Below are 12,128 nucleotides of genomic sequence, written 5' to 3' on the forward strand. Positions count from 1 at the left end.
GGCATACTCGGACAATGTGGGAGCGGGCTTGCTCGCGAATGCGATCTGTCAGTTAAAGCATCAGTGACTGACACGCTGCATTCGCGAGCAAGCCCGCTCCCACAGTTGCCCGGCGGTATTACCTGTAAAACATCCGGTAGCCCACCTGCCCCACCGCCTCATTCAGCAACTGCCCGCTCTGCCAGACCGACTTGAATTCCGGCATCCAGCCACCCAGTGGCCGGGCATTGTCCAGGCCCAGGAATCCCACCGGCGCCGGAACCACCGTAAACCCGGCCTTTTCGAAGCTCCAGCGCGAACGCGGCATGTGCCAGGCCTGGGTTACGACGACCACACGCTTGATCCCCTGGGGCAGCAGAATCTCAGCACTCATCTGAGCGTTTTCCCACGTGGTACGGCTGCGTTCTTCCTTCCAGCGTACGCTCACGCCAAAGTCATCCTGCATCGACACCGCCATCAACTCCGCCTCGCTCGGTGGCGTGCCGTAGTGCAAGCCACCGCTGGTCAGCACCGGCAAACCCGAAGCCTTGGCCAAGCGGGCCGCATAGCGCTGGCGCTCAAGACCGATACCCGTCGGCTGATCGGAACCCCACGCCGGATCCCCGCGTTCACGCCCGGAGCCCAACACCACAATGGCATCAGCCCGCTGCGCCAGGGTTGCCCATTCGTCTCGGGCCAAAGGCGGCTCGGTCTCCAGGGCCTTGGCCCCCCACTGCACCGCCACCGGCAGGCTCATCAACCACATCCCGCCGAACCCCAGGGCAAAGCACACCGCCGCCAGTCGCGGCCGGCTGCGACGAAACCACCAGGCAAGCGCCAGCAACAGCAACAGAATGCCGGGCGGCAACAGCAATTGTTTAATGAAATAACGAATAGGCATCGGGCATCTCCAAAGATGCCCGAAGCCTAAGGTGTAACGAGGTTTAGCGACAATCTTTACAAGAACAAACGTTGAGAAGGCTACAGATCACTAACGCGGTACTTCACTTGAAACGCACGGACCGGAGGTTTTCCGGGCCGCGACCGGCCGACAGATCCTTGAGCCATACCACCTTGGCCGAGCGCGAAACCTCCTGGGCTGGCGGGGAGGCCATGACCTGGGGCGCGCGATGCTCATTTAACTCCAGATACACCTTGATCACGTCCAGCTCTGCCTGGCTCAAGCCACGCAGTTCCAACTCCAGAGGCCGTTCATCACGCAATCGGCCTGCGGTTTTTGCTGCATCCAGTGCTCGACCCAAACGGTCGATCAGTCCTTCGTACACCTGCGGTTTCGTTAAAGTTCTCTGCAAATCAACCATCCCTCACCTCATTGAAGATAAGACTCACTCCCCAATAAACAGCGTAGTCCTGCTGGCCCCGCCTGCCTGACGCCGCGACCAACGGCCTCGGCCGCGCAATCAGGGTTTCCCTCGATAGAGTGGGGTCATGTATGCTACGGCGCTTCCTGTAACTCCACTTCCCGCAGGGTTTGGGCACGGACGCGCCGCTTTTTGGTGTCGATCAACCTGAACGTTGCAACGAAGAGGATTAGGCCACCCCTATTCAGTTCAAAAGTAGCCATGCACGAACAATATCAGCCCCGTGAAATAGAAAATGCCGCCCAGTCGTTCTGGGATGAGCAAAAGTCCTTTGAAGTCAGTGAACAGCCAGGCAAGGAGACTTTCTATTGCCTATCGATGTTCCCTTACCCCAGCGGCAAGCTACACATGGGGCATGTGCGCAACTACACCATCGGCGACGTCATTTCCCGCTACCAGCGCATGCTGGGCAAGAACGTCCTGCAACCCATGGGTTGGGACGCCTTCGGCATGCCGGCGGAAAACGCCGCGATGAAGAACAACGTAGCGCCCGCCAAGTGGACCTACGAAAACATCGCCTACATGAAGACCCAACTGCGCAGCCTGGGCCTGGCGGTGGACTGGTCCCGCGAGGTGACCACCTGCAAGCCTGACTACTACCGCTGGGAACAATGGCTGTTCACTCGCCTGTTCGAAAAAGGCGTGATCTACAAGAAGAGCGGCACCGTGAACTGGGACCCGGTGGACCAGACCGTGCTGGCCAACGAACAAGTGATCGACGGCCGCGGCTGGCGTTCGGGCGCGCTGATCGAAAAGCGCGAAATCCCGATGTACTACTTCAAGATCACCGCCTATGCGGATGAACTCTTGTCGAGCCTCGACGATTTGCCGGGCTGGCCCGAGCAGGTCAAGACCATGCAACGCAACTGGATCGGCAAGTCCAAAGGCATGGAAGTGCAGTTCCCCTACAACGTCGACTCCATCGGCGCCGAAGGCGTACTGAAAGTCTTCACCACCCGTCCGGACACCCTGATGGGCGCGACCTACGTCGCCGTGGCCGCTGAGCACCCGTTGGCCACCCAGGCTGCACAGAACAACCCTGAGCTGCAGGCGTTCATCGCCGAATGCAAAGGCGGCAGCGTGGCCGAAGCCGACGTCGCCACCCAGGAGAAAAAAGGCCTGCCGAGCGGGCTGTTCGTCGAGCACCCGTTGACCGGCGAGAAGCTGCCGGTGTGGGTCGCCAACTACGTGTTGATGCACTACGGCGATGGCGCGGTAATGGCCGTGCCAGCCCACGACGAGCGCGATTTCGAATTCGCCGTCAAATACAACCTGCCGATCAAGTCGGTCGTGCGCACCAGTTCGGGCGACACCAACCCGGCCCCGTGGCAAGACGCCTATGGCGAGCATGGCACCCTGATCAACTCCGGCGAGTTCGATGGCCTGGATTTCGAAGGCGCCTTCGACGCTATCGAAGTCGCGCTGATCAAGAAAAACCTCGGTGCCTCGCGCACCCAGTTCCGCCTGCGTGACTGGGGCATCAGCCGCCAGCGCTACTGGGGCTGCCCGATCCCGATCATCCACTGCGAAACCTGCGGTGACGTGCCGGTGCCGGAAGACCAACTGCCCGTCGTGTTGCCGGAAGATGTAGTGCCGGACGGCGCCGGTTCGCCCTTGGCGCGCATGCCCGAATTCTACGAGTGCAGCTGCCCGAAATGCGGTGCCCCAGCCAAGCGTGAAACCGACACCATGGACACCTTCGTGGAGTCCTCGTGGTACTACGCCCGCTACGCTTCGCCACACTATGAAGGCGGCCTGGTGGAAAAATCCGCGGCCGACCATTGGTTGCCGGTAGACCAGTACATCGGCGGCATCGAACACGCCATCCTTCACCTGCTGTACGCGCGCTTCTTCCACAAGCTGATGCGTGACGAAGGCCTGGTGAGCTCCGACGAGCCGTTCAAGAACCTGCTGACCCAAGGCATGGTGATTGCCGAGACTTACTACCGTCGCGAAGCCAATGGCGCCTACACCTGGTTCAACCCGGCGGACGTCGAGTTGGTGCGTGACAGCAAGGCCAAGGTGATCAGTGCCAAGCTGATCTGCGACGGCCTGCCGGTGGAAATCGGCGGCACCGAGAAGATGGCCAAGTCGAAGAACAACGGCGTCGACCCACAGTCGATGATCGACCAATTCGGCGCAGATACCTGCCGTCTGTTCATGATGTTCGCCTCGCCGCCCGACATGAGCGCGGAATGGTCCGACTCCGGCGTAGAGGGTTCGCACCGTTTCCTCAAGCGCGTCTGGCGCCTGGCGCACGCCCATGTGAGCCAGGGCTTGCCGGGCAAACTGGACGTGGCAGCCTTGAGCGATGAGCAAAAAGCCATTCGCCGCAGCACCCACCTGGCTATCAAGCACGCCAGCCAGGATGTGGGCCAGCACCACAAATTCAACACCGCCATCGCCCAGGTGATGACGCTGATGAACGTGCTGGAAAAAGCACCGCAGGCCACCGAGCAGGACCGCGCGCTGGTACAGGAAGGCCTGGAAACGGTCACCCTGCTTCTGGCACCGATCACGCCACACATCAGCCACGACCTGTGGAGCCGTTTGGGTCACAGCGGTGCAGTCATCGATGCCGGCTGGCCGGTACAGGATGACAGCGCCCTGGTTCAGGACACGCTGCAACTGGTGATTCAGGTCAACGGCAAGCTGCGTGGCCAGATCGACATGCCTGCCAGCGCCAGCCGTGAAGAAGTCGAAGCCGCCGCCCGTACCAATGAGAACGTGCTGCGCTTCACCGAAGGCCTGACGATCCGCAAAGTGATCGTGGTGCCCGGCAAACTGGTCAATATCGTCGCTAGCTAATCGGATCGGGCGCCAGGGCATTACCTTGGCGCCGAACAAAACCTCCAGGGCCTCGATAAGGCCCACATGGTTTCAAGGGGAGCATCAAAATGATCAAACGCAATCTGCTGGTTATGGGCCTTGCCGTGCTGCTGAGCGCTTGCGGCTTCCAGCTGCGCGGCACCGGCCACACCGAACTGGCGATCAAGGAACTGGACGTCACCGCCCGAAACTCCTACGGCGAGACCGTACAACAGCTGCGCCAGGTCCTGGAAAACAGTGGTGTCAAAGTCTATTCAGGCGCGGCTTACAAACTGAACCTGCTGGATGAGAAAGAAGAGCAGCGCAACCTCAGCTATGCCAGTGCCGGGCGCGCTTCGGACATCGAGCTGAGCACCACGCTCTTCTTCGAAATCCAGGGCCACGATCACCTGCCGTTGATGGGCGACAAAATCCAGGTACAGAAAGTCGTGAGCCATGACGGCAACAACCTGGTGGGCTCGGACTCCGAAACCATCCAGGTTCGCAAGGAAATGCGTCGTGAGCTGGTACAGCGCATGCTTCTGCGCCTGCAGCTGATCACCCCGGAAAAACTGGATCAACTGCAGCAAACGGCAGATAACAAGGCCAAGGCAGATGCCGATGCGCTGAAAGCGGCGCAAGAGTATGAAAACAGCCAGCCGAAACAATCGCCTGTCGAAGTCCCAGCTGAGTAAGCCAGACGGGGCGCCCCTGGCGCCCCGTTCGCCCTGCCTATGAAACTTGCCCCCGCCCAACTCGCCAAGCACCTGCAAGGCAGCCTCGCGCCCGTCTACATCGTCAGCGGAGATGACCCTTTGCTCTGCCAGGAGGCTGCGGACGCGATCCGCACGGCCGCCCGTCAACAGGGCTTCGATGAACGCCAGGTGTTCAGCGCCGACGCCAGTTTCGACTGGGGGACGCTGCTGCAAGCCGGGGCGAGCATGTCGCTGTTTGCCGAAAAACGCCTGCTGGAACTGCGCCTGCCTTCGGGCAAGCCCGGCGACAAAGGCGCGGCGGCATTGATGGAATACTGCGCGCGCCCTGCCGAAGACACATTGCTGCTGATCAGCCTGCCCAAGCTGGATGGCAGCGCGCAGAAAACCAAGTGGGGCAAGGCGCTGGTAGAAGGCGGCCAGACCCAGTTCATACAGATCTGGCCGGTGGACAGCAGTCAGCTGCCGCAGTGGATCCGTCAGCGCCTGTCGCAATCCGGGCTGAGTGCCAGCCAGGACGCCGTAGAGCTGATCGCGGCACGGGTGGAAGGCAACCTGCTGGCCGCCGCCCAGGAAATCGAAAAGCTCAAGCTGATGGCTGAAGGCGGCCAGATCACCGTCGAAACCGTACAAGGCGCCGTGGCTGACAGCGCGCGCTTTGACGTGTTTGGCCTGGTGGATGCAATCCTCAACGGCGAACCCGCCCACGCCCTGCGCATGCTCGAAGGGCTGCGCGGCGAAGGCGTCGAGCCACCGGTGATTCTCTGGGCCCTGGCCCGGGAATTACGCCTGCTGGCCAATATTGCCCTGCAATACAGCCAGGGCATCCCGTTGGACAAGGCCTTCAGCCAGGCGCGGCCACCCGTATGGGACAAACGCAAACCGCTGATCAGCAAAGCCCTGCAACGACATTCGGCGCAACGCTGGGCGCAATTGCTGCTGGAAGCCCAGCGCATTGACGCGCAGATCAAGGGCCAGGCGGCTGGATCGCCCTGGATGAGCTTGAGTCGTTTGTCACTTTTGATGTCAGGACAGCGCTTGTCGCTGCCTGCTGAATAGTCCTACGTATCGCTGGGCTGGACAGAATCCAAACTTCGGCCGATGATTCGCACCGCATCATCAACCCGCCAAAGAGTACCCATCATGAGCAAAAAGCCATCCAAGCATGGCCCCAACAAGGCCAAATCCATCATCGCCCAGCCGTTGTTCCGCAGTCGCCAGGAACGAGCCGGCAAAGGCAAAGGCAGCTACCGCCGCGAAGCCTTCCAGTCTAATAGCTGGGAGGCTTCTTACTTTCTGGCTGCCTGAAGGCAAGCGCCCCTCTGGCATGATAAGGTCTGTACCTGATTCGTATTCCCTGGACCTGTGCATGCCCTCTAGTCTTTCCCGTCGTTGGCACCTTCGCCAACTGATCGCTGCCTCCAGCCTCATTCTGTTAGTCGCCTGCGCGGAAAAACCCACCGCCGCCGATGCCCAACCCCTGCCCCCGCTCCAGACTGCACCGGTAGCTGCGCCTGCCGTCGTTGCGCCACTGGCGGTGGACAACCTTGATATCCAGCCGACCCAGACGTTTGCCGAATGGCAGGCAGGCTTTCGCGTGGAAGCCCTGAAGGCCGGTATCACGCCCCAGGTTTTCGACACAGCCTTTGCCAATGTCGTCCCCGATATGGCGGTGATCCGTGCCGACCGCAGCCAGCCGGAGTTCTCGCGCCCGGTGTGGGAATACCTCGATGGCGCCCTGTCGCCGCTGCGCGTGCGCAATGGCCAGTCGCTGCTGGTGAAATACGCTGACACTCTGCAACGCATTGAAGACCGTTATGGCGTCGACCGCCAGGCACTGGTCTCGGTGTGGGGCATGGAAAGTAACTTCGGCCAGTTCCAGGGCAACAACTCAGTGATTCGCTCCCTGGCGACCCTGGCATATGAAGGCCGTCGCCCGGCATTCGCCCAGGCCCAATTGCTGGCGGCACTGCAAATCATCCAGCACGGCGATATCTCTGCTGACCAGATGAAAGGTTCCTGGGCCGGGGCCATGGGCCAGACCCAGTTCATCCCGACCACCTACAACACCCACGCCGTGGACTTCGACGGTGACGGTCGCCGGGATATCTGGAACAGCCCGGCCGACGCCCTCGCTTCCACCGCGCACTACCTGCAAAGCTCCGGCTGGCAAAAAGGCCAACCGTGGGGTTTTGAGGTGCAGCAACTGCCGTTGAACTTCGATTACGCCCTGGCCGATGGCAGCGTGCGTAAAACCGTAGGCGAATGGTTGAAACTGGGAATCCAGGTGCCGCCTGGCGCCAGTGTCCCGGTCAACGTGGACCAGCTTTCCGCGGCCCTGCTGCTGCCCGCTGGCTATCGTGGCCCGGCGTTCCTGGTGCTGGATAACTTCCGCGCGATCCTCAAGTACAACAACTCGTCGTCCTATGCATTGGCGGTCGGTTTGTTGTCGGAACGGTTCGGCGGTGGTGGCTTGATTCGTGGGAGCTGGCCGAAAGATGAGCTGCCATTGACCCGCTCACAGCGGATTGATTTGCAGACGGTGCTCAGCGCCCATGGTTACGATGCGGGCAACCCGGACGGGATCATCGGCGCCAACACACGCAAGGCGATTCGTGCGGCACAGCAGTCCCTGGGCTGGCCGGCGGATGGGTATCCGACGGTGAAGTTGCTCGAGTCGCTGCAAAGCCGATAGATCGGCGTATGGCTGCTACCGCATTCGCGAGCAAGCCCGCTCCCACATTTTGACCGTGTACCTCCTGAAGTAATGCGATCGAAATGTGGGAGCGGGCTTGCTCGCGAAGAGGCCTTTAGCAGCAGTACAAGGGTCAAGCCTTAAACACCACATCCTGCTCCAACACCAACCGCCTCTCCCCCGCGTCCAGCCGCACCCTCGCGCCCATCGGCAAGGTCAGGTTCGGGTTGCAATGCCCACTGCGCCAGCCGGACAGTACCGGAATGCGCAACGGCTCGAAGGTCTGTTTCAGCAGTCGCTCAAGCGCAGCACTATCAACGCCCGCCACATCCCCCACCACCACACCCACCACCTGAGCCAGCTTGCCGGCCAGGCGCAAATGGGTGAGCAACCGATCAATGCGGTACAACGGCTCGTTAACATCTTCGATAAACAGAATGATGCCCTCGGCGTCAATCTCGTACGCCGTGCCCATCACCGCTGCGATCATCGATAGATTGCCGCCCAGCAGACGCCCACAGGCGATGCCTGGCTCGACGGTGGTCAGCGGGTAGGCCACCGGGTGAGTCAGCTGGCTACCGGCTTTCACTTGCCCCCGCAGCATGCTGAACAGCGACGACTCGGTAGGCTGTTGCTTTTCGCCTAACAGGTCAGCGTTGTACATCGGCCCGTGGAAGGTGACGAAACCGGCATAGCGGTTGATCGCCAGGTGTAAGGCGGTGATATCGCTGTAGCCTACAAATGGCTTGGGGTTGGCCCGCAGCAGGTCAAAGTCCAGGCGGTCCAGCAGACGTGGGGTGCCGTAGCCGCCGCGCAGGCAGAAAATCGCGTCGATGGTCGAGTCGGCGAACGCCGCGTGCAGGTCATTAAGGCGTACCTCATCACTGCCGGCGAGATAGCCATCACGCTGGCTCACGCCCGGAAAGATCCGCAGTGTGTAGCCCCGGGCGCGCATCCATTGCGTGGCCTTGTCGATATCCAGCTCGGCAGGCCCGGCAGGGGCAATCAGCCCGATCACGCCTTCGGCGCGCAGCGCAGGTACCGCACAAGTGGTCAATTGAGTCGTCATCCATGGTTCTCCTCGTGTGGATTGCCCAAGGCACTCTAAACAGCAATGGTTGCAAACAGAAGAGGAAGAGTCAGTAGCAAATGTGGGAGCGGGCTTGGGTGGGAGCGGGCTTGCTCGCGAAAGCGGTCAGTCACCGGATAGGTAACTGATCCAACGCATTCGCGAGCAAGCCCGCTCCCATCCAAGCCCGCTCCCACAAGGGTCCTGCAGTGTCCGGCGTTCCGCGTATCAGGAAACCAGGCTGGCCTTGACCAGTTTCGCCTGCTCGTCGGCGTGGTACGAGGAACGTACCAGCGGGCCGGAAGCGACGTTCTTGAAGCCCATCTTGTAGCCTTCTTCGGCAAACCAGGCGAACACGTCCGGGTGCACGAAGCGCTGTACTGGCAAGTGGCTGCGGGACGGCTGCAGGTACTGGCCGAGGGTCAGCATGTCGATGTCGTGTTCGCGCATGCGCTTCATGACTTCGATGACTTCTTCGTCGGTTTCGCCCAAGCCCAGCATCAGGCCGGATTTGGTCGGAATGTGCGGCATCATCTGCTTGAATTTCTGCAGCAGGGTCAGCGACCACTGGTAGTCCGAACCCGGACGCGCGGCCTTGTACAGGCGCGGCACGGTTTCCAGGTTGTGGTTGAACACATCCGGCGGCTCGGCGGCAGTGATTTCCAGCGCCACGTCCATACGGCCGCGGTAGTCCGGCACCAGGGTCTCGAGCATCACGTTCGGCGACAGCTTGCGGATCTCGCGGATGCAGTCGGCAAAGTGCTGGGCACCGCCGTCGCGCAGGTCGTCACGGTCTACCGAGGTGATCACGACGTACTTGAGTTTCAGGTCGGCGATGGCGATGGCCAGGCTTTCCGGCTCGTTGACGTCCAGCGGCTTCGGCCGGCCGTGGCCAACGTCGCAGAACGGGCAACGACGGGTGCAGATGTCACCCATGATCATGAAGGTGGCGGTGCCGCCGGAGAAGCACTCGCCCAGGTTCGGGCAAGACGCCTCTTCGCAGACGCTGTGCAGCTTGTGTTTGCGCAGCAGGGCCTTGATGCGGTCGACTTCCGGCGAAACCGGGATGCGCACGCGAATCCAGTCAGGCTTTTTCGGCAGTTCGGTGGTCGGAATGATCTTCACCGGGATGCGTGCAACCTTCTCGGCGCCGCGCAGCTTGACGCCGGCTTCTACCTTGGCACGCGGGGCCGGACGCTCGGTAACATCCAGCGTCGGGATCATGGTTTGCACTGCATCAGTAGTCATAATCAGTCGATTCCGCCCGTTAGGGTCGTCTGCTCAGCATAGTCGAGGTGTTTGACGAGCTGCGCGCGCAGCCGGGCACTTACCTCGGCAAATTCTAGTGGTGTTGCGTGATCGCTCAACTGGGTCATCGCCAAACCGGCGTAACCGCAGGGATTGATCCGTCGAAACGGCGCCAGGTCCATGTCCACGTTCAAGGCCAGGCCGTGAAAGGAACAGCCGTGGCGAATCCGCAGGCCCAGGGAGGCGATTTTCGCGCCCTCTACGTAAACCCCCGGAGCATCCGGCTTGGCCGCTGCGGTCACACCGTAGCTGGCCAGCAGCTCGATCAGGCATGACTCCATGCGACTGACCAGCTCACGTACGCCAAAACCCAGCCTGCGCACGTCCAGCAACAGATAAGCCACCAATTGGCCAGGGCCATGGTAAGTCACCTGCCCGCCGCGGTCGACCTGCACCACCGGGATTTCTCCCGGCAGCAACAAATGCTCGGCCTTGCCTGCCTGGCCCTGGGTGAAAACCGGCGGGTGTTCCACCAGCCAGATTTCATCCGGGGCTTCGGTGCCGCGCTCGTTGGTGAACCGCTGCATGGCGTGCCACACCGGTTCATATGCCATCTGGCCGAGCTCGCGAAAGCCCAGGGTCTGTGACATCACAACACCATGTGCACGAAGCCGGTGGCCCGCAGTTCGCTGTTGATGTTGTAGAGCTGGTCCTGGTCAGTCGCAACGATGTGCAACTGAATGGTGGTGTACTTGCCGTTGGTGCTTTGACGCTCATCCACACGGTCATGGTTGATCGTTGCGTGTTTCTTGACGATCTCGATGATCTTGTCTTTGTTGCCCACACCCGTATCGCTGATCACCTTGACGGGATAGTCCACGTTTGGGAATTCGATCTTTGGCGCCTTTACTTCGGTATCGGTCATGGCGTAACGGCCTCGTAAGCGTAAGCCGTGGCGACGGGCATAACCCCGCGCCGGATCAGCGCGGGGTCATGCAGGTGCACACTATCAGTTGAACAAGCTGTAGAAGAATAGACGGATGCTATCCCACACGCGTCGGAAGATACCACCTTCGTCGACGGCGTCCAGAGCGATCAGGTCGGCGCTGTGCACCACCTTGTCGTCCAGCTTCACTTCGACCTTACCGATAACATCGCCCTTGGCGATCGGTGCGACCAGTTGCGGATTCATGGTCATGCTAGCTACCAGCTTCTTGAGCTGGCCTTTAGGCATGGTCAAGGTCAGGTCTTCAGCCAGGCCGGCCTTGACTTGATGGGTCGCGCCTTTCCACACAGGGGCTTGAGCCAGCTCGGTGCCTTTCTGGTAGAAGGTCTGGGTTTCGAAGAAACGGAAGCCATAGGTCAGCAGCTTCTGCGTCTCGGCCGCACGGGCCTGCTCGCTGTTGGTACCGAATACGACGGCAATCAGGCGCTGGCCATCACGCACAGCGGACGACACCATGCAGTAGCCCGCTTCGTCGGTGTGACCGGTTTTCAGACCATCGACGGTCTTGTCACGCCACAGCAACAGGTTGCGGTTAGGTTGCTTGATGTTGTTCCAGAAGAACTCTTTCTGGGAGTAGATCGCGTAGTGCACCGGGTCGACACGAATGATCGCGCGCGCCAGGATCGCCATGTCGTGAGCCGACGAGTAGTGCTCTGGGTTCGGCAGGCCGGTCGGGTTCATGAAGTGGCTGTTGGTCATGCCCAGGTCGGCCACGGTTTTGTTCATCATGTCGGCGAACGCGTCTTCACTGCCGGCGATGTGCTCGGCCAAGGCCACGCTGGCATCGTTACCGGACTGGATGATGATGCCGTGCAGCAGGTCGCTGACAGTCACCTGCGAACCGACCTTGATGAACATCCGCGAACCGCCGGTGCGCCAGGCGTTTTCGCTGACGGTCACCGGATCGTTTTCACCGATCTGGCCGCGACGGATTTCCAGGGTCGCGATGTAGGCAGTCATCAGCTTGGTCAGGCTGGCTGGGGGCAGGCGCTGGTCACCGTTGTTCTCCACCAGCACGTTGCCGCTGGCGGCGTCCATCAGGACCCAGGCCTTGGCAGCCAGTTGCGGGGAAGCTGGCACCATTTCAACCGCCCAGGCGGCCGGGGTGATGATCAGCGAAAGAAGCAGGCACGTGCGTTTGGCTAAGGTGGTGATGTTCATCCGTCTCTCGAAATTGCTTATGGAAACTTGCCCTCGCGGGCAAAACTATTCAGACAGCCCGTCGCCA

At 60.9% G+C, this 12,128-nt stretch carries 12 protein-coding genes; 5 read left to right on the forward strand and 7 right to left on the reverse strand.

Going from position 1 to position 12,128, the window contains the following annotated elements; translation table 11 throughout:
* Positions 1-118: 118 nt before the first annotated feature.
* Entirely contained in the window at positions 119-880 is a 762-nt protein-coding gene (locus D109_RS0106650; RefSeq protein WP_017476243.1) for a YdcF family protein, read from the reverse strand.
* Between the two features lie 103 nt (positions 881-983).
* Positions 984-1,301: a hypothetical protein gene (locus D109_RS0106655; protein ID WP_017476244.1), complete on the reverse strand. Its 318-nt coding sequence runs from the start codon at positions 1,299-1,301 to the stop codon at positions 984-986.
* A 261-nt stretch (positions 1,302-1,562) separates the two neighbouring features.
* On the opposite strand from D109_RS0106655, the gene leuS reads away from it, so the two are divergent.
* The 5 genes from leuS to D109_RS0106685 all read left to right on the forward strand — a co-directional run bounded on the left by leuS (position 1,563) and on the right by D109_RS0106685 (position 7,577).
* Positions 1,563-4,169, forward strand: coding sequence for a leucine--tRNA ligase (leuS, locus tag D109_RS0106665; protein ID WP_017476245.1), 2,607 nt, complete (start codon positions 1,563-1,565; stop codon positions 4,167-4,169).
* Positions 4,170-4,258: 89 nt separating this feature from the next.
* Positions 4,259-4,864 carry an LPS assembly lipoprotein LptE gene (lptE, locus tag D109_RS0106670; RefSeq protein ID WP_017476246.1) on the forward strand — a complete coding sequence of 202 codons (606 nt, stop codon included), beginning with the start codon at positions 4,259-4,261 and terminating at the stop codon, positions 4,862-4,864.
* 39 nt (positions 4,865-4,903) lie between these two features.
* Positions 4,904-5,941: a DNA polymerase III subunit delta gene (gene holA, locus D109_RS0106675; RefSeq protein WP_017476247.1), complete on the forward strand. Its 1,038-nt coding sequence runs from the start codon at positions 4,904-4,906 to the stop codon at positions 5,939-5,941.
* A gap of 84 nt (positions 5,942-6,025) precedes the next feature.
* Positions 6,026-6,190 carry an alternative ribosome rescue factor ArfA gene (gene arfA, locus D109_RS0106680; RefSeq protein ID WP_003176285.1) on the forward strand — a complete coding sequence of 55 codons (165 nt, stop codon included), beginning with the start codon at positions 6,026-6,028 and terminating at the stop codon, positions 6,188-6,190.
* Between the two features lie 61 nt (positions 6,191-6,251).
* Positions 6,252-7,577, forward strand: a complete 1,326-nt coding sequence (locus D109_RS0106685; RefSeq protein ID WP_017476248.1) for a lytic murein transglycosylase — start codon at positions 6,252-6,254, stop codon at positions 7,575-7,577.
* A gap of 133 nt (positions 7,578-7,710) precedes the next feature.
* Here D109_RS0106685 and D109_RS0106690 read toward each other — a convergent pair whose 3' ends face one another.
* From D109_RS0106690 to D109_RS0106710, 5 genes are all read right to left on the reverse strand, one after another.
* Positions 7,711-8,646 carry an LD-carboxypeptidase gene (locus D109_RS0106690; RefSeq protein ID WP_017476249.1) on the reverse strand — a complete coding sequence of 312 codons (936 nt, stop codon included), beginning with the start codon at positions 8,644-8,646 and terminating at the stop codon, positions 7,711-7,713.
* Positions 8,647-8,874: 228 nt separating this feature from the next.
* The gene (gene lipA / locus D109_RS0106695; RefSeq protein WP_003215441.1) at positions 8,875-9,894 is read right to left on the reverse strand and encodes a lipoyl synthase; all 1,020 of its coding nucleotides are present in this window, start codon (positions 9,892-9,894) and stop codon (positions 8,875-8,877) included.
* Positions 9,895-9,896: 2 nt separating this feature from the next.
* On the reverse strand, positions 9,897-10,544 hold the full coding sequence (gene lipB / locus D109_RS0106700; protein WP_017476251.1) for a lipoyl(octanoyl) transferase LipB: 648 nt from the start codon (positions 10,542-10,544) through the stop codon (positions 9,897-9,899).
* Entirely contained in the window at positions 10,544-10,819 is a 276-nt protein-coding gene (locus tag D109_RS0106705; RefSeq protein ID WP_003215438.1) for a DUF493 domain-containing protein, read from the reverse strand. The genes lipB and D109_RS0106705 overlap by 1 nt, the downstream gene beginning before the upstream one ends.
* Before the next feature lie 84 nt (positions 10,820-10,903).
* The gene (locus D109_RS0106710) at positions 10,904-12,061 is read right to left on the reverse strand and encodes a D-alanyl-D-alanine carboxypeptidase family protein (RefSeq protein WP_017476252.1); all 1,158 of its coding nucleotides are present in this window, start codon (positions 12,059-12,061) and stop codon (positions 10,904-10,906) included.
* Positions 12,062-12,128 lie beyond the last annotated feature (67 nt).

Source organism: Pseudomonas sp. PAMC 26793 (assembly GCF_000313235.1).
Taxonomy (GTDB): Bacteria; Pseudomonadota; Gammaproteobacteria; order Pseudomonadales; family Pseudomonadaceae; genus Aquipseudomonas; species Aquipseudomonas yamanorum.